Annotated in this window: 20 protein-coding genes; 12 read left to right on the top strand and 8 right to left on the bottom strand. The window is 59.5% G+C overall.

The window, feature by feature from the left end:
• Positions 1-9 precede the first annotated feature (9 nt).
• Positions 10-1,113, top strand: coding sequence for a phosphoribosylaminoimidazolesuccinocarboxamide synthase (locus AACT07_RS03455; RefSeq protein ID WP_040065098.1), 1,104 nt, complete (start codon positions 10-12; stop codon positions 1,111-1,113).
• 128 nt (positions 1,114-1,241) lie between these two features.
• Here the strand turns inward: AACT07_RS03455 and AACT07_RS03450 are convergent, their stop codons facing one another.
• Positions 1,242-1,844: a short chain dehydrogenase gene (locus AACT07_RS03450; RefSeq protein WP_069526601.1), complete on the bottom strand. Its 603-nt coding sequence runs from the start codon at positions 1,842-1,844 to the stop codon at positions 1,242-1,244.
• 97 nt (positions 1,845-1,941) lie between these two features.
• Between AACT07_RS03450 and AACT07_RS03445 the strand changes: the two genes are divergently transcribed.
• The 4 genes from AACT07_RS03445 (at position 1,942) to AACT07_RS03430 (ending at position 4,862) form a co-directional block, all read left to right on the top strand.
• Positions 1,942-2,841: a LysR family transcriptional regulator gene (locus AACT07_RS03445; RefSeq protein ID WP_069526600.1), complete on the top strand. Its 900-nt coding sequence runs from the start codon at positions 1,942-1,944 to the stop codon at positions 2,839-2,841.
• A 71-nt stretch (positions 2,842-2,912) separates the two neighbouring features.
• The gene (locus AACT07_RS03440; protein WP_069526599.1) at positions 2,913-3,554 is read left to right on the top strand and encodes a DUF2057 domain-containing protein; all 642 of its coding nucleotides are present in this window, start codon (positions 2,913-2,915) and stop codon (positions 3,552-3,554) included.
• 73 nt (positions 3,555-3,627) lie between these two features.
• Complete coding sequence (locus tag AACT07_RS03435) at positions 3,628-4,074, top strand: HIT domain-containing protein (protein WP_069526598.1); 447 nt, start codon at positions 3,628-3,630, stop codon at positions 4,072-4,074.
• An 89-nt stretch (positions 4,075-4,163) separates the two neighbouring features.
• Positions 4,164-4,862: a DUF3334 family protein gene (locus AACT07_RS03430; RefSeq protein WP_021231953.1), complete on the top strand. Its 699-nt coding sequence runs from the start codon at positions 4,164-4,166 to the stop codon at positions 4,860-4,862.
• A gap of 67 nt (positions 4,863-4,929) precedes the next feature.
• On the opposite strand, the gene AACT07_RS03425 is transcribed toward AACT07_RS03430, so the two are convergent.
• Positions 4,930-5,916, bottom strand: a complete 987-nt coding sequence (locus tag AACT07_RS03425; RefSeq protein ID WP_019446216.1) for a DUF2860 family protein — start codon at positions 5,914-5,916, stop codon at positions 4,930-4,932.
• A 206-nt stretch (positions 5,917-6,122) separates the two neighbouring features.
• On the opposite strand from AACT07_RS03425, the gene arcB reads away from it, so the two are divergent.
• The 4 genes from arcB (at position 6,123) to AACT07_RS03405 (ending at position 12,621) form a co-directional block, all read left to right on the top strand.
• A complete protein-coding gene (gene arcB, locus AACT07_RS03420) occupies positions 6,123-8,435 on the top strand; it encodes an aerobic respiration two-component sensor histidine kinase ArcB (protein WP_005339096.1) in 2,313 nt (770 codons plus the stop codon).
• A gap of 51 nt (positions 8,436-8,486) precedes the next feature.
• Entirely contained in the window at positions 8,487-9,851 is a 1,365-nt protein-coding gene (gene dgt, locus AACT07_RS03415) for a dGTPase (RefSeq protein WP_069526597.1), read from the top strand.
• A gap of 315 nt (positions 9,852-10,166) precedes the next feature.
• On the top strand, positions 10,167-10,370 hold the full coding sequence (locus AACT07_RS03410) for a hypothetical protein (RefSeq protein WP_005349248.1): 204 nt from the start codon (positions 10,167-10,169) through the stop codon (positions 10,368-10,370).
• A gap of 274 nt (positions 10,371-10,644) precedes the next feature.
• Positions 10,645-12,621 carry a HAMP domain-containing methyl-accepting chemotaxis protein gene (locus AACT07_RS03405; protein ID WP_069526596.1) on the top strand — a complete coding sequence of 659 codons (1,977 nt, stop codon included), beginning with the start codon at positions 10,645-10,647 and terminating at the stop codon, positions 12,619-12,621.
• Between the two features lie 59 nt (positions 12,622-12,680).
• Here the strand turns inward: AACT07_RS03405 and rfaH are convergent, their stop codons facing one another.
• The 4 genes from rfaH to metN all read right to left on the bottom strand — a co-directional run bounded on the left by rfaH (position 12,681) and on the right by metN (position 15,781).
• Complete coding sequence (gene rfaH, locus AACT07_RS03400; RefSeq protein ID WP_005339074.1) at positions 12,681-13,181, bottom strand: transcription/translation regulatory transformer protein RfaH; 501 nt, start codon at positions 13,179-13,181, stop codon at positions 12,681-12,683.
• Between the two features lie 96 nt (positions 13,182-13,277).
• Entirely contained in the window at positions 13,278-14,078 is an 801-nt protein-coding gene (gene metQ, locus AACT07_RS03395) for a methionine ABC transporter substrate-binding lipoprotein MetQ (protein ID WP_005339072.1), read from the bottom strand.
• A 25-nt stretch (positions 14,079-14,103) separates the two neighbouring features.
• Complete coding sequence (locus AACT07_RS03390) at positions 14,104-14,757, bottom strand: methionine ABC transporter permease (RefSeq protein WP_005339070.1); 654 nt, start codon at positions 14,755-14,757, stop codon at positions 14,104-14,106.
• A complete protein-coding gene (metN, locus tag AACT07_RS03385; protein WP_005349261.1) occupies positions 14,738-15,781 on the bottom strand; it encodes a methionine ABC transporter ATP-binding protein MetN in 1,044 nt (347 codons plus the stop codon). Before metN ends, AACT07_RS03390 begins: the two co-directional genes overlap by 20 nt.
• A gap of 505 nt (positions 15,782-16,286) precedes the next feature.
• Between metN and AACT07_RS03380 the strand changes: the two genes are divergently transcribed.
• Complete coding sequence (locus AACT07_RS03380; RefSeq protein ID WP_043822996.1) at positions 16,287-16,742, top strand: hypothetical protein; 456 nt, start codon at positions 16,287-16,289, stop codon at positions 16,740-16,742.
• Between the two features lie 104 nt (positions 16,743-16,846).
• Here AACT07_RS03380 and ppgK read toward each other — a convergent pair whose 3' ends face one another.
• Together ppgK and queG are read right to left on the bottom strand one after the other, a co-directional pair.
• Positions 16,847-17,587 carry a polyphosphate--glucose phosphotransferase gene (gene ppgK, locus AACT07_RS03375; RefSeq protein WP_069526595.1) on the bottom strand — a complete coding sequence of 247 codons (741 nt, stop codon included), beginning with the start codon at positions 17,585-17,587 and terminating at the stop codon, positions 16,847-16,849.
• Between the two features lie 111 nt (positions 17,588-17,698).
• Positions 17,699-18,853, bottom strand: coding sequence for a tRNA epoxyqueuosine(34) reductase QueG (gene queG / locus AACT07_RS03370; protein WP_069526594.1), 1,155 nt, complete (start codon positions 18,851-18,853; stop codon positions 17,699-17,701).
• Positions 18,854-18,913: 60 nt separating this feature from the next.
• Here queG and AACT07_RS03365 point away from each other — a divergent pair, with 60 nt between their 5' ends.
• Positions 18,914-20,425 carry a bifunctional ADP-dependent NAD(P)H-hydrate dehydratase/NAD(P)H-hydrate epimerase gene (locus tag AACT07_RS03365; RefSeq protein ID WP_069526593.1) on the top strand — a complete coding sequence of 504 codons (1,512 nt, stop codon included), beginning with the start codon at positions 18,914-18,916 and terminating at the stop codon, positions 20,423-20,425.
• Between the two features lie 10 nt (positions 20,426-20,435).
• The gene (tsaE, locus tag AACT07_RS03360) at positions 20,436-20,909 is read left to right on the top strand and encodes a tRNA (adenosine(37)-N6)-threonylcarbamoyltransferase complex ATPase subunit type 1 TsaE (RefSeq protein ID WP_005358296.1); all 474 of its coding nucleotides are present in this window, start codon (positions 20,436-20,438) and stop codon (positions 20,907-20,909) included.
• Positions 20,910-20,926: the final 17 nt, after the last annotated feature.

Below are 20,926 nucleotides of genomic sequence, written 5' to 3'. Positions count from 1 at the left end.
TTATTAGCCATGAGTCTTGCAGATCAAGTATTGGCGGTGAATGACGATTTGCCGATCCGTACCGATAAACCTGTCCATTCCGGCAAAGTGCGCAGCGTCTACTGGTTGACCCCCGAAGACAGTGCCCGGCTCATAAAAGAGAAAGGCTATGATGTGCCGGCCGATGCGCCCCTCGCCCTCATGGTGATCAGCGATCGCATCTCGGCCTTCGATTGCATCTGGCAAGGTGTGGATGGCCTGAACGGCGTGCCGGGCAAAGGGGCGGCGCTCAACGCCATCTCCAGCCACTGGTTCAAGCTGTTCAAGGAGAAGGGACTGGCCGACAGCCACATTCTGGATATTCCGCACCCCTTCGTCTGGATCGTGCAAAAAGCCCGTCCGGTGATGATCGAGGCGATTGCCCGCCAGTACATCACCGGCTCCATGTGGCGTGCCTACAAGGATGGCGAGCGCGAGTTCTGCGGCATCACCCTGCCGGAAGGGCTCAAAAAGGATCAGAAGCTGCCGGAAATCCTCATCACCCCGTCTACCAAGGGCGTGCTGAAAGGGCTGGATGGCGTGCCGGAAGCCGATGACGTCAACGTCTCCCGTGCCGATATCGAGCGCCACTATAAAGGCTTCAACTTCAGCAAACCGGCCGACATCGACCGCTACGAAGTGCTGCTCAAAGAGGGCTTCAACGTCATCAGCGACGCGCTGGCCGGGCTGGATCAGATCTTCGTCGATACCAAGTTCGAGTTTGGTTACGTCCACGATGCCGCCGGCAACGAGAAGCTGATCTACATGGACGAAGTGGGCACCCCCGACAGCTCCCGTATCTGGGATGGCGCGGCCCTGCGCGACGGTCAGATTGTCGAGAAGTCCAAAGAGGGTTTCCGTCAGTGGTTGCTCAACCACTTCCCGGATCCGGACATCCTGCTCAACAAGAACCGCATGCCGGAACGTTTTGCCCTGGCCCGCGACAACAAGCTGCCGACCGAAGTGATGATGGATATCTCCAACACCTATGTCGGGATCGCCGAGAAGATAATCGGCCACAAGCTGGCGCGTTCTGCCAATCCCAAGCAGGAGATCATCGAGGTGCTGCGCGATCAGTACGGTCTGATCGACTAAGGGTTGCTCTCTTTTTTTGTCGCCAACAAACAAACGTTTGCTGGCGGCGAAGGAGAGAGGCAGAGAAACAGACGGGCCCCACTATGGGGCCCATTTTTATTGCTGGTCTGGCGGTAAGCGAGCAGCGCTCAACCGTTCACTCTGAACACCTGGCCGGTCTGGATGCCCAGCACCGACTTCTTGTAGGCCTGCGCCACTTTGGCGGCGGGTACCGGTACGAAGCCCGGGAAGAAGTCAGCGTATTTGTCCATCGACTCCGCCAGCACGGTCGGGCTTACCACGTTGATGCGCAGGCCGCGGGGTAACTCGCAGGCGGCCGCTCTCACAAAGTGATCGATAGCGCCGTTGACGGTGCTGGCGCTCACGCCCCAGTTGATCGGCTCCTCGCTCAGAATACCGCTGATCAAAGTGATGGAACCCTTGTCAGTCAGATAGGGAATGGCGGCTCGGGTCAGGTTGATCTGGCCCATCAGCTTGCTCTCCAGTCCCACCTGCCACTGCTCGTCGGTCATCTCGGTCAGGCCGTTGAAGGCCACGCTGCCGCTGGCGACAACCAGTGCATCAAACTGGCCCACTTGGGCAAACAGCGCCTTGATGGAGGCGGGATCGCGCATGTCGACCGTGGCATCGCCACGGCTGTGGCCGATCCGGATCACCTGATGATCTTTGGCAAGCAGTTCACTGACCGCGGAGCCGACGGTGCCGGAGGCACCCACAATCACAATTTTCATCTGCATCACTCCTGGTTGGGATGTGTCGATTCTAGCGCAACAGAAAAGGCGAAAAAGCGCGTAAAATAAACCCATTGTTTCCATATTGGAGCTAATGATGGATATCGCCCATCTGGCCAGCTTTTATGAGGTGGTGCTGCGCGGCAGTTTCTCGGCCGCTGCCGATACGCTGGGAGTGAGCAAGGGGATGCTGAGCCGCCACGTTAGCGCGCTGGAGTCCTCCCTCAATGCGCAACTGTTGCAGCGCACCACCCGCCGCCTCAGCCTGACCGAGGCGGGCAAGACGCTCTATCAGCAGGCGGGGGAGATCTTCGCGCTGGCACGGCAGGCGGAGCAGGATATTCAGGCGCTGACCGAAGAGGATGGCGGTCGGCTGCGTTTTACCTGCCCGGTCAGCACCGGCGATCGCATGGTGAGCGAGCTGCTGGCCAGCTTTGCCGTGCTCTGCCCGGGAGTGGAGGTGGAGCTCAACTTCACCAACCAGATGGTCGACATGAGTCAGGGGGAGAACGACATCGCCCTGCGCGCCATGAACGAGGTGCCGGACAATCTGGTGGCCCTGCCGCTGGGGCGGCTCAAGGATGTGGTGGTGGCGAGCCCCGCACTGGAGGCGCGAGAGGGGCGTCCTGCCACTCCCTATGAGCTGAGCGGGCGCAGCTGCCTGTTGCAGGGGCACAATCCGGCCTGGGAGCAGTGGCACTTTATCCGTGAGGGGGAGGAGGCCCACATTCTGGTGCAGGGCAAGGTGCGAGCCAACCACTACAGTACCGTGTTGCAACTGGCGCTCGCCGGTATGGGCTATGCCAAGTGCCCGCTGATGCTGGTGGAGTCGCTGCTGAGGGCAGGAGAGCTGGTGACCGTGCTAGATGAGTGGCAGAGCGGCCTGCATCAGCTCCATGTGCTGCATGCCCAGCAGCGACGGGTGCCACGCAAGATCCGGTTGTTCAAGCAGGTGCTGGCCCAGTGGTTTGCCGAGCGACCCCACTACCTGCTCTGAGCGGCGTTATTTTTCTGTCATCTTCGGCTGCTACCCTGCGCCCATCATCGGCATCAGGAAGATCAGCGGGAATGAAGAGTAATAGAGGGTTGACCGGTTTTGTGCTGCTCTGTGCAGTGTTGGGGGCTGGCAGTGTGCAGGCCATGGTGGAAGTGAAGGTGCCGGAGAATTTCCGCATCCTCGCGGTGAGCAACGGTACCTTGCAGGACGAGCAGCATGCCACCCTGGCGGATGGCGAGCAGCAACTGCTGGTGCGCTTCGAGGGGGTGATCCCCAGTCGCAGCAGCAGCGAGAATGATCGGCAGGTACGCTCCGAGCCGCAGGTGGTGCGCTATCAGGGCAGCAATCAGCATTTGCAGCTGACGGCTAGCGTACCGGGGGACGAGCGGGGGATGCAGTCGTATGCCAAGGCTCCGGTGGTGGCGCTGCAGGAGAATGGCCGCGCGCTTGCCATCCAGCAGGATGTGCTGGTGACCAGCGGCATGCTGCTTGGGGTGGATTGGAACGGCAAACTGGCTGAATACAACCGCAGCGGCGGCAAGGCGGCGCTGACAGCGGGAGTGGTTGCGGCTCCGTCAGTCAATGCAGTTTCTGGCGGCTCTCAACCCGTTGTGGCCGCCAGCGAGCTGGAAGGGCAGTTGCAGCAGCTGTTCCTCCAAGCCGATCCTGCCCTGCGCAAGCGCTTTATCGGTTGGGCCGTGCCACAGCTTTAAGTTTTCTGCCCGTTGCAGTAACGTGGACACTCCTTTTTCAGGCGCTCTGTTCATCGTACTCAACGAGGTTTTCATGTTTGAATTGCATTCACGCCTGCAGGCAGATACCCGGTGGCTCGGGGATCTGCCCCTCTGCCGTGTCTTGCTGGCCAAAGACAGCCAGTATCCCTGGCTTATCCTGGTACCGCGAGTAGCCAACCTGCGGGAAATTCACCATCTGGCGCCGGAGCAGCAGCAACAGCTGATGCAGGAGTCCTGCGCCGTCGCCGCCCTGATGGAACAGGCCCTCAGCCCGGACAAGATCAACATCGGAGCGCTGGGCAATCTGGTGCCGCAACTCCACCTTCACCATGTCGCCCGCTTTGCGACGGATCGCGCCTGGCCCGGCCCCATCTGGGGAGCCCATCCGGTCTTGCCTTACGAGCCACAAGTTTTGGCGCAGCAGGCCGATATATGGCGTGCCCGGCTCGCCAAGCTGAGTGGTTTCACCCCTGTGGCTGCTGATAACGGAGTCAACTGAGAGGCGCGTCGCTATTTCAGTCTCCGGGCCGCGCCATCTGTTAGAGTTATGGTATAGATAAGCCCATTTTCGATGTTCAGGAAGGTCCCATGATAGTGACAAGATCCGATGACGATGCCGTATTGACCACAGAGGATGTGCTGCTCAGCCTGTGCAACTCGGTGACGGACGTTTTGAGTGCTGCGACCATGAGTCAGGTGCGGTTTTCCGGCATGGTGCAGCGGATCAGCAAGACCTGCCTCAAGCCGGATATCGGCTGCTTCGTGCTGTTCGATGGCGGTTTTTCCGGTCTGGTGGTGATCAACTTCTCCGCCGCCGCCGCCATGGAACTGTACGAGAGCTACATGCTGAGCATGGGGCTCTCCAAGGAGGATCTCGCCATCTCTCACACCTCTGACGAGGTGAGCAACGTGATGGGCGAGCTGATGAACCAGATCGTCGGCAGCTTTACCGTCAAGGTGGGCCGGGATCTGCAGACCCACATCACCCAGAACCAGCCGAAGATGCTGGCGCTCAACAAGCAGGTGATGCTGAGCGTCGATACCAATCTCGACAGCCCGGAGTCCCGCCGCGTCACCTTCTTCACCGCCCGCAACAACATCTTCTATCTGGAGCTGGCGATGGACAAAACCGAGTTCATCCGTATCCACAATGAGGGGATGGAGCACGAGGAGCTGGATCCCGATGCGCTGATCGCCCAGGCCAAGCAGGATGCCGCCAAGCCGGTTCAGGCTGCGGCCCCGGTCGCCAACGATCACGACGATCTGCTCGACTCCCTGGGTATTTGAGTCAAACGCCGGATAGCAACAAGGCCCCCTTCGGGTGGCCTTGTTGTATCGGTGCGCACAACAGTTGTTAGAAGTTGTAGAGCAGGCCGGTGTTGAACATCACGGATTCAGAATCGTAGAAGTTGATGTCGGAATCGGACTTGGCGTAGCCAGCGGTAAAGGTTGCGGAGAGCGGCGCAATACCGAACAGGCGGTGCCAGAAGAAGGTACCGGTCAGGGCAAACTCGTCGGAGTCGGCGTTTTGGCCAAAGATCGGGTTGGCCTCATCATATTTGGTCTGGCCCAGATAGGCGTTGCTGACGAAAGACCACTGGGAAGCGCGCATGCCGTAGGTCAACTGCAGGCCGTTGCTCTTGTAGCTTTGGGCGCTGCCGTCCAGGTCGGCTTGGCGGTAGATAAAGGCTGGCTCCAGCATCTGACCGGGTGCCAGCTGCCATTTGTAGGAGAGGTCGAGGGCGTGGATCTTGCCGTTGCGATCCAGTTTGGCTGCAGTATCGGCGCCGTACTGGCTGCCGCTGCGCTCCTCATCCACCTCGATGTTGCGGGTGGTCAGGCTGCCATTGAAGTTGCTACCCCAGATGCTGTCCCAGGCGAAGCGAACCCCTTTTGACTTGATATCGGTCGACTGGCGATCAACGCCTACAGCGAAGGGATCGCTCCACTGCTCGGTCGGCATGGCATTAAAGACCACGGAGCCAGCTACGATGCCCTTGTCGCTCATCTCCTGACGGATACCGAGCTGCTGGGTGAAGTCGAAACGGATGGCATCCTGGATCAGGTTACCGAGGAAGACCTGGGTGCGGGTATCGGCAAAGGTGTATCGGATATCGGCGTTGAGCAGCGGGGCAACGGCGGAGCTGCTCTCGGCACTGCCCAGTCCGCTCAGGCGGCGGTTTTCATCATCACCGCTATAAAAATTTGATTCGTAATTGATGACACTGACCCCGCCGAGCAGGAAACCGGACCAGCCAGACTCCTTGGGAATTTCACCCAAATCAGCATAAGCACTATTTGCGACCAGCAGGCCCAGGCCCAGCAAGGTGGTGTTGCGCATCGGATAACTCCTAAATTAAATGGTGGTGAATTTTTTCGGCCGGTGAGTATAAAGAAAAAACCTTAATGGCAACTGACTCAATATTGCCAATTATCCTAACCCACTCATTTCATTCGGCGAATCGTTAATTAATTGTGCGAGATTAAGAAGAGTTCACTCGGTTGTGCTGGTATTCTGTACCGCGAATATCGGGGGAAAACAATAAGATGAAACAGATTAAATCCTGGGCGCAATATTATGTCGATCTGATGACCAAGCTGGGACTGGTGCGCTTCAGCATGTTCCTGGCGGCGGGCATTATCGTGCTGGCGGTCGCGATCCAGATGGGGGTGACCCTGTTCCTGCGCGGCAATATCGATGTGATCGACTTCGTTCGCTCGGTCTTCTTTGGCCTGCTGGTGACCCCCTGGGCGGTCTATTTTCTCTCCATCGTGGTGGATCAGCTGGAGGATTCCCGTCAACGACTGAGCCGGATGGTGCGCAAGCTGCAAGATATGCGCGAGCGGGATCTGGAGCTCAATACCCAGCTGCAGGAGAACATCAGCCGCCTCAACGCCCAGATTGCCGAGACCAACCGGGCCGAGAGTCTGCGTCTGCAGGCCATCGAGGATCTCGAGAACGAGGTGTTCCAGCGGGAGAAAGCCCAGCTCCATCTGGGGGAGCGCACCGCCCTGCTGCGCTCCTTTATCGACTGCTCCCCCGATCTGGTCTACTACCGCAACGAGGATGAGCAGTTCTCCGGCTGCAACCGCGCCATGGAGGAGCTGACCGGCAAGGTGGAGGCCGAGCTGATTGGTCTGACCCCGTTCGATGTCTACAAGCAGGAGATCGCCAACAAGGTGGTGGAGACCGACAAGCAGGTTTTTGCCAGCAACGAGCCGCTCACCTACGAGCAGTGGCTGGAGTATCCCGATGGCCGTAAAGCCTACTTCGAGCTGCGCAAGGTGCCCTTCTTCGACCGCTTCGGCAAGCGACTCGGGCTGCTCGGTTTTGGCCGCGATATCACCGAGCGCAAGCAGTATCAGGACAAGCTTGAGAAGGCGAGTCGCGACAAGACCACCTTTATCTCCACCATCAGCCACGAGTTGCGCACCCCGCTCAACGGCATCGTGGGCTTAAGCCGGATGCTGATGGATACTCCCCTCGATCCCAAGCAGCATCAGCAGCTCAAGACCATTCACCTGAGTGCGGTGACCCTTGGCAATATCTTCAACGACATCATCGACTTGGATAAACTCGATCGCCGTCGTCTCGAAATTGCGCCGACCCGTATCGATCTGCCTGCCTTCCTCGACGAGCTGGAGACCCTGTCGCGCATTCAGGCGGAGCAGAAGGGGCTCTATCTTCATTTCGATCGCGATGGCGACATGCCGCAATTTGTGATGGCTGACGGTACCCGCCTGCGTCAGGTGCTGTGGAATCTGGTGGGCAATGCGGTCAAGTTTACCGATGAGGGGGGCGTCACCGTGCGTTGTCTCTCCCATCCCGCCGATGAGCCGGGCAAGCTGGCCCTGCACTTCGAGGTGGAGGATACCGGCATCGGCATCCCGCGCGCCCAGCAGGAGAAGATCTTCGCCATGTACTATCAGGTGCAGGGCAAGAAGCACGCCACCGGCACCGGCATTGGCCTCGCGGTCTCCCGTCAGCTGGTGCAGGCGATGGGCGGCCAGCTTTATGTGGACAGCGATCCGGGCGAAGGCTCCTGCTTTACCGCCGAGCTGGAGGTGGCTTGCGCCGAGCCTGTGTTGCCAGAGCAGGAGGAGGAGATGCCCTCCCTCGATATCCTGCTGGTGGAGGATGTGGAGCTTAACGTGACGGTGGCCTGCGCCCTGCTGGGCAAGCTGGGTCATCAGGTGCAGGTGGCACGGGACGGCACCCAGGCGTTGGCGATGGCCAACCCGGATGATTTCGACCTCATTTTGCTCGATATCCAGCTGCCGGACATGACCGGCTTCGATGTGGCGAAAACCCTGCTGGAGCGTTATGGCGACAGCCTGCCGCCCATGGTGGCACTCACCGCCAACTCCACCGGTGATCGCCAGTACTACCGGGATCACGGCATGCAGGATGTGATTAACAAGCCGCTTGGCTCCAAAGCAGTGCGGGAGGTGATTGGCCACCTGTTTGCCGATCTGGCCGAGGATGAAGCGGACGAGCAGGCGGATGCGGGCAATCAGGATGCCCTGCTGGATATCCCCTTCCTCACCGATTACGCCGATACCGTGGGTAAACCGGTGCTGCTCTCCAGCGTCGATCTGTTCGAGAAGATGATGCCGGACTACATGGCGGTGCTTGACTCCAACATGATTGCTAAGGATCAAGCGGGGGTGGTGGAAGAGGCACACAAGATAAAAGGGGCGGCAGGCTCCATTGGCCTGCGCCGACTGCAGCAGACAGCCCAGCTTATTCAGAGCCCGGATCACCCCGCCTGGTGGGAAAACGTGGAAGACTGGATTGAGACGCTGCGCCGGGAATATCCCGGCGATATCGCCCGTCTGCGGCGCTGGTTGCTGTCTTGATGCTGGAGGTTGTCTTGAGTCTGATGGAAGTTGCTGGCAAGGAGCTGCGAGATGTATAGCCGTTTGATTACCCCTGCGCGCATCCACCCCTGGGGGGACGAGGATCTGCTGGAGGCGACCGAGCAGGATCGCGCCCGTATAGTGCAGGCGGCGCCGGTGCGCCGGTTGCAGCAGAAGACCCAGGTCTTTCCGCTCGATGTGAAGGCCTCGGTGCGCAGTCGCCTCACCCACTCGCTGGAGGTGCAGGAGACCGGTCGCCAGATCAGCCGCCGCATTCTGGCCGCCTTGCCAGTCGGGATGGTCTGCGAAGGGGCCTTTATCAATCTGGTGGAGATGTCCTGCCTGCTTCATGACGTGGGCAACCCGCCGTTTGGCCACTTTGGCGAGCAGGTGATGAGCCAGTGGCTCGGCGAGATGCTCGATCCCCTCTATCAGCAGGCGCTGGCGCAGCACCCCTCGGCCCAGTGGGCGGAATTGCGTCAGGATCTGCAACTGTTTGATGGCAACGCCCAGAGTCTGCGGCTGGTGCACAGCTTGCACGAGCTCAACCTGACGCTCGGACAACTGGCAGCGCTCTGCAAATACCCGCAGCAGCCCCAGCCCGGGGTGAGCTATGGCCAGCATCATGGCTGGAGCAGCAAGCGGGGCATCTTCTTTAGCGAGCAGCCGCTCTACCGGGCCCTCGGCCAGTGCCTGGGATTGGCCCCCGGCTGCCGTCATCCGCTGGTTTACATCATGGAGGCGGCCGATGACATCTCCTACTGCATCGCCGATCTGGAAGATGCGGTAGATCGGCGGATCCTGACTCAGGGTGAACTGCTGGCGGCGCTGCGAGCTGCTGACCAGAGTGACTACATGGGCACCTTGCTGGATGAGGCGCTGGCTTCTGGTCGGGGCTTTTTCCCCCATTTTCGCCAGCAACTTACCCGGGATCTGGTTGCGCTGGCGGCGCAGAGCTATGTCAGCGAACATCAGGCCATTTTGCAGGGCTCCTATCCGCAAGCGCTGCTGCACGGTCAGGAGCCGGCGGCGCGGGTGCTCGATATCCTCAAACGGGTGGCCCGCGAGCTGGTCTTTATGCGCCCCGAGGTGGAAGCGCTTGAGCTGGAGGGGTATGCGGCGCTGCGCGGGGTGCTGACCAGTTATGCCTGCCTGTTGTCGCTGCCAGCGCCACAGTTTGCCCGTCTGCTGGCCGGGGAGGGGAGTCAGACGCTTTTCTTTGCGCGCCGCCTCTATCACCGCCTCTCGGCCCGCCATCTCAAGGCCTATCGATTGGCGATCGCCACCCCGGATCCACGTTTTGCCTGCCAGAACGAGCAGGAGTGGTATTACCGGGTGCGGCTGCTGCTCGATTATGTTAGCGGCATGACGGATACCTATGTACTGGAAGAGTACCGGCTACTCTCGGGGATCTGATGCCCCAAGCTCCCCTTCGGGCAGCATAAAATGCCGTAAAAACGTTTAAAAAGGAGTCGCAAGAGGCTTGTTTTAAATTCGGATATTTTTTAGACTTCTGCAACCTGTTCAACTTTTACCCGGTAAGGAGACAAAAATGCAACATCTGATGCTTAATATTGCATTCTCTCGCGGCACTGCGTGCGGCGTGAAATCTCGTGCTCTTTTACCGCGTGGCGTAAACAGGTAACCCCTGTCTTTTTATCACCCGCGGTTCATCCCGCAGGGTGATATCCACTTTCTCCGGGAGAACCGCATGTTCAACTGGAGAATGTCATGTCTATCGAACTGGTTTTACTGCGCAGTGTTGAATCCCTGGTCCAGAGAAGGATTGCTCGGGTTGAGCGTCGTCTCGTGCAGGTCAATTTGTCACCCGCCCTGCTCAGGGATATCGGGCTGGAAGGATATCAGGGTCAAATCGCCCTCGTTCGCGAGCGGGAGTATCAAACCGGCTTCCGCCTCGGGAATCGAATAACCTGATGAAAGGGGCTTGTATGGCCCCTTTCTTGGCATTGATGGCAGACTCCGGTCTGCCATTTTTGTTTGGTCCTGTGAGGGTCAGGCAAGGATAAACGTTGAGGTTGAATTGCTGTGTCGTAGTTCTATGCACGGCGATCTGGCCACGTTGTTGTGGGCCGTCAAGTCATTACGCAGTGAATTGGCTAATTGGCACCGGACTTGGCAAGATAGATTGCCTACACTGATATCTATCTGATTCTGTTGGCTGGATCCCTCCGTTTGAACAAGGATGTTCATGAAAATCTCAAGCAAGTTGCTGCTCAGCTTCGGTTTTATCAACCTGCTGATCCTGCTCTCCTCCACGCTGGTCTATTACCGGCTGACCCAGATCAATCAGGCCCAACACACCCTGCTGGAGCAGGCGCTGCCCGCTTTGCAGCGGGATGAGGCGAGCCAGAAGGCGCTGGTTGCCACCGTTTCTGCCTTGCGTGGCTATCTGATCCTCGGCAAGGATCCGGCTCAGGCTTCCCGCCTCAAGCAGGAGTGGGAGTCGGCCTGGCAGGCCATTGCCCATCAGGCCTTCAGTCCGGCGCTCGCCAAGTCTCTCGAGACCTTCAAAAGCCATCAGGAGAAGGTGTGGACCATCGCCCAGAGTGAAGAGAATCTGCCCGCTCACACCCTGATGCTGCAGGAGGCGGGGCCGCTGGCGGAGGCTGCGCTCGATCAGCTGCAATCCTTTGCCAATGAAGAAGTTGGCACTCCGCAGGATCAACTCTCCGGCGATCGCCGCATGCTGCTCAAACAGGTGGGGGATGCCTACAACAGCCTCGCCAACGCCCTCTCAGCCCTGCGGGATTTTCTTATCTCAGGCGACCCCGAATACCGCAGCAAGTATCAGGATTACTACCAGTTTCATCAGCAGCGTGTGGCTGAGGTTAAACAGCAAGCCGCGCTCTTTACCGACACCCAGCAGAGCCTCTGGCAGCTGTTTGAAGAGATGGTGACCCCTTTCTCCGAGCTGGTGGGGCAGGTGATCGAGAAACGCCAGGCGCCGGATTGGGATCAGGCAAACTACCTGATGGCCACCGACATCGAGCCGATGCAGTCCAGCCTCAGCGAGCAGCTGGTCCAGCAGGTGGGGAAAACCCGTGCCGAGGTGGATCAGATTTCGGCGCAGATGACCGGAGCTGGGAGGGCCATCAACCAGACACTGCTGTTGGCTACCGGCAGCGCCATCGTGCTTGGCATGGTGGTCGCTTGGCTCTTTAGTCGCCGTCTGACCCGTGACATTGCCTGTCTGGTGACCCGGGCGGGGCAGGTTGCGGATGGCCGGCTGGCGGCCGAGCCCTTGCCAATCACAGGGCAGGATGAGTTGGGAGAATTGACTGGTTCCATCAACCGGATGTCTGCCCAGTTACATCATCTGGTCGGGGAGTTGCAGGGCGCAGTGGGGCAGGTCGAGGTGGCCTGTCTCGATGTGGGCAGCACTACCAGAGCCATAGTGGCGGATCTGACGGAGCAGGATCAGCGGGTCGATGCGGTGGCGGCGGCTATCGATCAGATGTCGGTGAGTGCTCGTGATGTGGCTGGCAACATTGCCGGTGTGGCGGATGGTGCCCATCAGGTGCGGCAGCAGACCCGTCAGGGAGAGGCCGCGCTGGCACGAATGAGCGATACCATGCAGCAGATTGCCGCCATGATTGGACAGGCCAACGAAGCCATGGGGCTGCTGGAGCATCAGAGTGAACAGGTGGGGCAGATCACCGAGGTGATCGCCACTATAGCCGAGCAGACCAATCTGCTGGCACTCAATGCGGCGATAGAAGCGGCGCGGGCAGGCGAGCAGGGGCGCGGTTTTGCGGTGGTGGCCGACGAGGTGCGCCAGCTGGCGACCCGCACCCATCAATCAACCGCCGAGATCAGCCAGACTATTGCGGCCATCTCCCAGCAGACTCGCCAGACGGTAAGTACCGTCAGCAGCGGTACCCGGTTGGTAGAGCAAGGGCGGGATGCAGTTGGATTGGTGACCGATACCCTGAGTGCCATGAACCAGCTGGTACAGTCGCTGTCGGGCCAGCTGGAGGCCATTTCGGTGGCAACCGAGCAGCAGTCGCGGGTGGCCGCCGAGGTATCCGGGACGGTCGACGACATTGCCGCGCTCAGTCGGCAATCTTGTCAGCGCAGTCAGCAGGGGGAGGAGATCGTAGCCAGACTGGCTGGCGATACCGGCAAGCTGCAGGCGGTCATCGCCCGCTTTGATCTTGATGCGTGAGATGGCGGGATCATCCCGCCATTGCTATTGCCATTCACCGGGCCGTCTGGCCCGTGGGTTTAGTCCAGACGTCTGAAGGTGTGGTTGTCGAAGCTGCTGGTAGTCTCCCGGTTGAGCAGGCTGACCAGCAAAATCGCCCGTTTCTCTCCATCCGGCTCCATATAGATGGCTTCGAAGCCGGCAAGCGGCCCCTCTTCAATCAGCACCTTGTCGCCCGAGCAGGGCAGGCTGGCGTAGCTAGCTCTCGCCTCGTCGCTATCATCGCGGCTCATCAGCTGATAGACCAGCTTGCTGCTGATGGGGGTCCATTCACTGCCAAAGTGGATGATCCGGCTGATGCCGCGGGTCGATTTCAGGGTGACCGGTGTCACCTCTTCCAAATCAACGAAGATAAACAGATAGTTGGGGAACATGGGTTCCCGTACCGGAACTCGCTTGCCCCGGCGCAGCTTCTCGATCTCCACCATGGGGTAATAGGATTCGATACCCTGGGCATCGAGGTGGGCGCGGGCGCGGGCCTCTTCTTTTGGCTTGCAGTAGGCCAGATACCATTTTTTCATGTTATGAGTATGTTCGTGTTGCCGTGCTCGCGGATATGATAGCGGCGCCAATAAAAAAGGCCACGCATTGCGTGGCCTTTTTTGCCGAGTGAGCAATTACCAACCTTTTACCAGGCCGCCTTTGAACAGCTCGAGACCTTTCTTGTAGACATCATCGGTCTGGAAAGCTTGTACGAACTGTTTGACCTTCTCGTCATCCTTGTTGTTGTCGCGGGCGACGATCAGGTTGACGTAGGGGGACTCTTTGTCCTCAACAAACAGGCCGTTCTCGGTCGGGGTCAGACCAATCTGACCGGCGAAGGTGTTGTTGATGATAGCGAGATCCACATCTTCCAGCGAGCGCGGCAGTTGGGCTGCTTCCAGCTCGACAATCTTGAAGTTGCGCGGGTTGCTGGCGATATCCAGCACGGTCGCTTCCAGACCGGCACCATCCTTCAGGGTGATCAGACCCTGTTTTGCCAGCAGGATCAGGGAGCGGCCCAGGTTGGTCGGATCGTTCGGTACCGCGATCTGGGCGCCATCTTGCAGCTCGCTCAGCGCCTTGATTTTCTTCGAGTAACCGGCAATCGGATAGACGAAGGTGTTGCCAACCGGCACCAGCTTGAAGCCGCGATCACGTACTTGCGCATCCAGATAGGGTTTGTGCTGGAAAGCGTTGACGTCGATGCTGCCATCGTTCAGCGCCACGTTCGGGGTGACGTAGTCGGAGAAGTTGACCACTTCGACTGTCAGACCGTATTTCTCTTTGGCTACCTTGGCAGCCACTTCAACCAGTTCGGTCTCCGGTCCGGCAATAGCGCCCACTTTCAGAACCTTGCTCTCTTCTTTTTGACCGCAACCGGCCAGAACCAGACCAGCCAGCAGGGCAGCCGCAACGGATTTGATGCCAAATTTCATAAAACCTCCTGTCAGAAATCGACGATTAACGATGATCACATTTGTTGACCAGGCGCTCACCCGCGCTCTGGATAAGTTGAACCAGTACTACCAGGATAACCACAGTCACCAGCATGACGGTCGGGTCAAAGCGCTGATAACCATAACGAATACCCACATCCCCCAGACCACCGCCACCGATGGCCCCTGCCATGGCCGAGTAGTTCACCAGAGTGACGAGGGTAATGGTGACACTGTTGAGGATGCCGGGCAGAGCCTCGGGCAGCAGCACCTTGGTGATAATTTGCAGCGGCTTGGCGCCCATCGCCTTGGCCGCTTCAAGCAGGCCGTCCGGCACTTCCATCAGGGCCCCTTCCACCAGACGGGCAATGAAAGGGATGCAACCGACAGTCAGCGGCACGATGGCAGCGATGGTGCCGATACTGGTGCCGACAATCAGCCGGGTCAGCGGAATGATGGCGACCAGCAGGATGATAAAGGGCACCGAGCGACCCACGTTGACCACCATGCCCAGAGTACGGTTGAGCAAGGGGTTGGCCAGGATCTGGCCCGCCTTGGTCACATGCAGTGCCACGCCGAGCGGCAGACCCAGCAGGCAGCCGAACAGGGCGGAGGCAAACACCATGATCAGGGTGTCGCCCAGGGCCGTGATGAGCAGATTAATCATGGCTTCGGACATAACCCATTACCTCCAGCTGAATGTGATTGTCGATGAGGAACTGCTGGGTCGCCTCGCACTGGGCTTCATCCCCGAACAGTTCTGCCAGCAGGAAACCGAATTTGACGCCACCTGCGTATTCGATGTCTGCGCTCAGTATGCTGATGTCGATGTTGAAACGGCGGCTCGCCTCGGAGATGAGCGGCGTATCGACCGTGCTGCCGGTAAAGCCGAGCTTCACCAGCGGGTAGCTGCCCGGCACCCGCTCACTGCTCATCCGATCCTGATACTCCTGCGGTACCTCCAGATGGATGGTGGAGTGGATGAAGTCACGGGCCAGCTGGGTCTTGGCATTGCTGAAGAACCAGGCCACTTCGCCCTGTTCGATCAGACGGCCGTCGCTGATGATGGCCACTTCGTCACAAATCCCTTTCACCACATCCATCTCGTGGGTGATGAGCAGAATGGTGAGCCCCAGCTTGACGTTGATCTCCTTGAGCAGGGTCAGGATCGAGCGGGTGGTCTGCGGGTCGAGGGCCGAGGTGGCCTCGTCGCAGAGCAGCACCTTGGGGGCCGGTGCCAGTGCGCGGGCAATGGCGACGCGCTGTTTCTGACCGCCGGAAAGCTCGGATGGATAGGCCTGGGCACGGGCTTCCAGCCCGACCAGCGTCAGCAGTTCGGCAACCCGTTGCTGGATCTTCTCTTTGCTCCAGCCTGCCAGCTCCAGCGGAAAGGCGATGTTGGCAAACACGGTGCGGGAGGCAAGCAGGTTGAAGTGCTGGAAAATCATCCCGATCTGGCGGCGAGCCTGGGTCAGATCCCGTTCGCTCAGGGCGACCAGATCCTGGCCATCGACAATCACCTGTCCCTCTGTCGGGCGCTCCAGCAGGTTGACACAACGAATGAGGGTACTCTTGCCGGCACCGGAGGCACCGATCACCCCGAAAATTTTGCCTTGGGGTACATGCAGACTCACATCACGCAGGGCGTGCACGGCGTCACTGCCTGTACCGTAGACTTTGTTGAGACCGATCAACTTAATCATGGATTCTTCCGTGCTAACAGCCTTAAAGCACAGGGCGCTACAGGCGGGGAAATTGGGCAGAGGTTCCACTGGGTTACTCTGTCATCATGGAGGATGATGCTAAGATGTCTGGATGGCCATGTCAACGCATGTTTTTACGTCTAGACGTCTAAAAAAGTGATAAGGATTTCTGTCAGGCGGATAACGATCAGGATGGTATTGTTGCTCTGCCAGATCCTGTTTCGTCCATACGGGATATGACCGAATTAAAGATGGTTTATATCGGGTATATGCTGGTTTTATTAGTGTGCCAGCCCGTTTCTGTTCACATCTGCTGTCGAGCTTAATGCTCCTCCATCGTTGCACAAATTGCTGCACAAATCGTTCCCTATTCGTGACAGGCTCACCTGACGGCCACTTTGTCGGCGTCAACCTTGATGCAGCGCAAGGGGGGCACGGATAGGGATTGGGTCGGTGGCGCCGTTTTTTTATACTGATGTTGTCGACAAGCATGGAGGGCAGTGCGATGAGATTCCAACAGATCAAAGAGTTGCTGCACTATCTTGAGCAGGTTCATCACCAGCTCGGACTCTGTTACGGGCGTTTGACCAGTCAGGTGGACAGCGAACGCAGCCGGATGTTGCTGGTCTATCTGCAAGGACGTGAGGATGCGGCCAGTGCCCATCTGCACGAATATGCTGCTCAGCTGGGAGAGGCGGTCAGGGAGACCTGGCTGAACCAGAGTTTCAGCGAGGATATGCTGCCTGCCATTACCCGCTTCGAGCTGCCGGCATCAGTCCAGACCCAGGATATCGTCACTCAGGTATGCCGTTGGGAAGAGCAGCTGGTGGGCGAGCTGAGCCATCTGGCCCGGGAGTGCCCGACACCGGCCACCACCGCTTTGCTCGAGAATCTGGCTGGGCTGGAGCAGACCCGCCTGACTCGACTGGTGCACGGAGTGCACCGACTCGACGACATGTAACGGGTGATAAGCACCAAACACGCAAGATGACAGCAAAACAAAAGGGCCCGGCAGCAGTGCCGGGCCCTTTCCATTGGTATCTGCTGACTTGCAGTGAGCGTCGGTTAGCCCTGCTGCTCGGCCGCGTAGAGGGCGGCCCCGATAATGCCTGCCTGATTGAGGCTGGCCGCCGGAATCAGCGGTGCCCGGGTCTCGATGCGATCGACAAACTTATCCAGCTTGGCTGCGCTGCCGCCCCCCAGAATGAAGAGGTCGGGGGAGAAGAGAAACTCAAGGCGCGCCAGATACTTGTTGAAGCGCTTGCCCCAGCGGTTCCAGGAGAGATCCTCCCGTTTGCGCGCCGCATCGGAGTAGTAGTGCTCGGCGACCATTCCTTCCAGCATCAGATGGCCCAGCTCGGTGTTGGGCAGCAGATGGCCGTTGACGAAGATGGCGGTGCCGATACCGGTACCGACCGTGATGAGGATGATGACCCCCTTGCGATCCTTGCCGGCGCCAAAGCGCATCTCGGCCAGACCGGCTGCATCGGCATCATTCAGCACATAGCAGGGCTTGCCGGTGACATCGGCAAACAGATGCTCGGCATCGGTTTCGATCCAGCTCTTGTCGATGTTGGCGGCACTCTTGGCAACCCCGTTGTGTATGGTGGCGGGAAAGCCGCAGCCCACCGGTCCTTTCCAGTCGAAATGTTCGACCAGCGCCTTGAGGGTATGGGCGATGGCGGCCGGGGTGGCCGGTTGCGGTGTGGCAATGCGATGGCGCTCGCCAATCAATTCGCCGGTTTTGGTATCGACCAGACAGCCCTTGATCCCTGAGCCTCCAATATCCACTCCCAACATATGCATCTGTGTTGTCCTTGTTGTGTGCCGACCAGTTTGCAGTGACCACGCTGTTATGGGCACTGCAGGTCGGCAGAGCATGAAAAAAGTGCTGCAATCCGGCAAGGGGCAGATCACTTATGCGTGATCCGACAGACCTTTTTCGATGCAGCGGATCAGCAAACGGGTCTTCTTGTTCTCTTCATCCTGACGCCGGGCAAGGGTGGCCAGCGCCCATTCGATATGTTCGGCCACCATGGGTTCGGCGGTGGTCAGCCCCAGTTGTAGGGCCGCGATCACCTCGGGAGTCGCCGGGCCATTGCCAAGGGCGACAGCCAGATTGCGGCGCCAGCGCTGGTAACCGATGCGGCGGATCGGGCTCCCCTCGGTCTGTTTGAGAAACTCGCTCTCGCTCCAGCGCCACAGTGCCAGCAGGGGCGGTCGGTGCAGGCTGGGGCGCGGGCTGAAGTCGGGTTCCGGGCTGGCATCGGCGTAGCGATTCCAGGGGCAGATAAGCTGGCAGTCGTCGCAGCCGTAGATGCGGTTGCCCATCAGGGGCCTGAACTCTTCCGGAATAGGACCGTCGTTCTCGATGGTGAGATAGGAGATGCAGCGGCGGCCATCCACCACATAAGGGGCAACAATGGCGCCGGTCGGGCAGATGTTGATGCAGGCGACGCACTTGCCGCACTGCTCCTTCTCCACTGGCTGGTCGAGCGGCAGCGGCAGGTTGAGCAACAGCTCACCGAGAAAGAAGAAGGAGCCGGCCGATTCGTTGAGCAGCAGTGAGTGTTTGCCAACCCAGCCGAGGCCCGCCTTGGCTGCCAGTGGCCGCTCGAGGATGGGGGCGGAGTCGACGAAGGGGCGCCACTCACCCAAGGTCTCTTCAGAGCCTTGAAACAGCTCGGCGCAGCGCGCTTCAATGCGATCACCCAGCTGTTTGAGCCGGTTGCGCAGTACCTTGTGGTAGTCGCGACCGAGAGCATAGCGGCTGATATAGCCGAGGGTCGGATCGCGCAGGGTGGCGGCAAAACCCGCCTCGAACGGCAGGTAGTTCATCCGCACCGACAACACCCGCACCGTGCCCGGCAGCAGCTCGTGGGGGCGCGCCCGCATCATGCCGTGGCGCGCCATGTAATCCATGCTGCCGTGATAGCCCGCATCCAGCCAGGCCTGCAATCTCGGCTCTTCGATACGCAGGTCGGTGTCGGTGATGCCCGCCTGGTCAAAACCTAGCTCCCGTGCCCAGAGCTTGATATCGTGAGCCAGCTGGTGGAAGTCAGGTGCGCTCATGCGGCTTGGCCTGGCCGGTGTTTGCTGGCGTGGGTCGATTGATAAGAGGCGGGAGCCGTCATGGTAGAGATCATCAGGGGCGCGTTGGGCACAAAAGAGGGGTGCAGTTTACCACAGGGGCTGTGGCAGACTGAACAGATCCGCACACTGGAGCGCAACTGGGCCGCGGATGAGGGGCAACCTCTCTATGCCCTGATGGAGCGAGCTGGTGCCGCGCTGCGCACCTATGCCACCCTGCATTGGCCCGACAGTCGCTGTTGGTGGATCTTCGTCGGCCCCGGTAATAACGGCGGTGATGGCTATGTGCTGGCCCGCCTTGCCCGCCAGATTGGCATCGAGGTGGTGGTGATTGCCGCCAGAGCACCCGACCAGCTTAAGGGGGATGCCAGACGGGCCGCCGATGAGTGGCTGGCGGCCGGTGGTCGGGTCTGGCTGGCCGAGCAGTTTGATGATACCCAACACTCCGCCCCGGATCTGGTGGTTGATGCCCTGTTTGGCACCGGCGTCAACACGCCCCTCTCGCCACTACTGACAAAGGTCGTCGCAACAATCAATAGCTTGGCTGTGCCCGTGCTGGCGGTGGATCTCCCCTCCGGCCTCAACGGCGATACCGGCCGTGCCATGGGGGCCGTGGTGCAGGCCACTCGCACCCTCACCTTTATCGGTATCAAGCAGGGGATGCTCACTGGCGACGGGGTGGATTGCGTCGGCCAGCTCGACTGCGATCCCCTTGGCGTGACGCCTGATGACACTATGCTGCCCGCTGCCTGGCGTATCGATTATCCGCTGCTCAGCACTCAGCTGACCCCGCGCCCGCGCGCTTCCCACAAGGGCTCTTATGGCAAGGTGCTGCTGGTGGGGGGCAATCGCGGCATGCAGGGGGCCATCGTGCTGGCTGCCCGCGCCTGCCTGCGGGCGGGGGCCGGGCTGGTGAGGGTGTGTCAGCATCCGGATCATCCGCCGGTCAGCCTCTACCAACCCGAACTGATGAGCCTCACCAGCGCTGGTGACGAGGGGTGGGCGTCGGTGCGGGTCATCGGTCCCGGCCTCGGTCAGGATGAGTGGGGAAGCGCGCAAATCGTCCGTTATCTCACCGAACGGCTGCCACTGGTTTTGGACGCCGATGGATTGAATTGGCTGGCGCAATCTCCCCGCCATCAGGATAATTGGGTGCTCACGCCCCATCCCGGCGAAGCGGCGCGCCTGCTGGGATGCACCATTGCCGAGATTGAAACCGACCGGTTTGCCGCCGTGCAGGCGCTGCAGCGGCGTTATGGCGGTGTGGTGTTGTTAAAAGGGGCGGGAACACTTATTTATGACGGCGAGCGGGTCGCTCTCTGTTGTGAAGGCAATCCCGGCATGGCAAGTGGCGGCATGGGCGATCTGTTATCTGGTATAATCGCCGCCCTTTTGGCCCAGGGCTGGTCTGCCACCATGGCAAGCTGGCTGGGCGCCGTGATCCACGGCGAGGCTGCAGATCAGGCCGCCGCTGACGGCGAGCGGGGCATGCTGGCGTCAGACTTGCTGCCCCTGATCCGCAAACTGGTTAATCCCGACACCATTACAAGTTAAAAAGAAGAACATGGCAAAACAGTTGATGATGACACTGCCGGACGAGGCGGCAACCGTGGCACTGGGTGGCCGTCTGGCACAGGCTTGCCAGCAGGCGACCACAGTGTTTTTGCATGGCACGCTTGGCGCCGGTAAAACCACCCTGACCCGCGGCTGGGTGCAGGGCCTTGGCCATCAGGGCAAGGTAAAAAGCCCGACTTACACCCTGGTCGAACCCTATGAGCTCGATGGCTGGCAGGTCTACCATTTTGATCTCTATCGCCTGGCAGATCCGGAAGAGCTGGAATTCATGGGCATTCGGGACTATTTTGCCGCCAACACTCTCTGTCTGGTGGAGTGGTCCGAGAAGGGCGAGGGCTGGTTACCGGCTCCCGACCTGGAAATTACCCTCACTTATGTAGGCGAGCAGCGCGAGGTTCTGATAGAGGCTCGCTCTGCTATTGGCGAAGCCATTCTGGAACGGTTGTCATCTACGTGCGCTTGATCCTTGTTATTGCTCTC

The sequence above is a fragment of the Aeromonas sp. ANP5 genome (genome assembly GCF_963870295.1).
Lineage (GTDB): Bacteria > Pseudomonadota > Gammaproteobacteria > Enterobacterales > Aeromonadaceae > Aeromonas > Aeromonas veronii.
The sequence above is the reverse complement of the archived record's forward strand: the minus strand, read 5'-3'. Positions and strand labels throughout refer to the sequence as shown.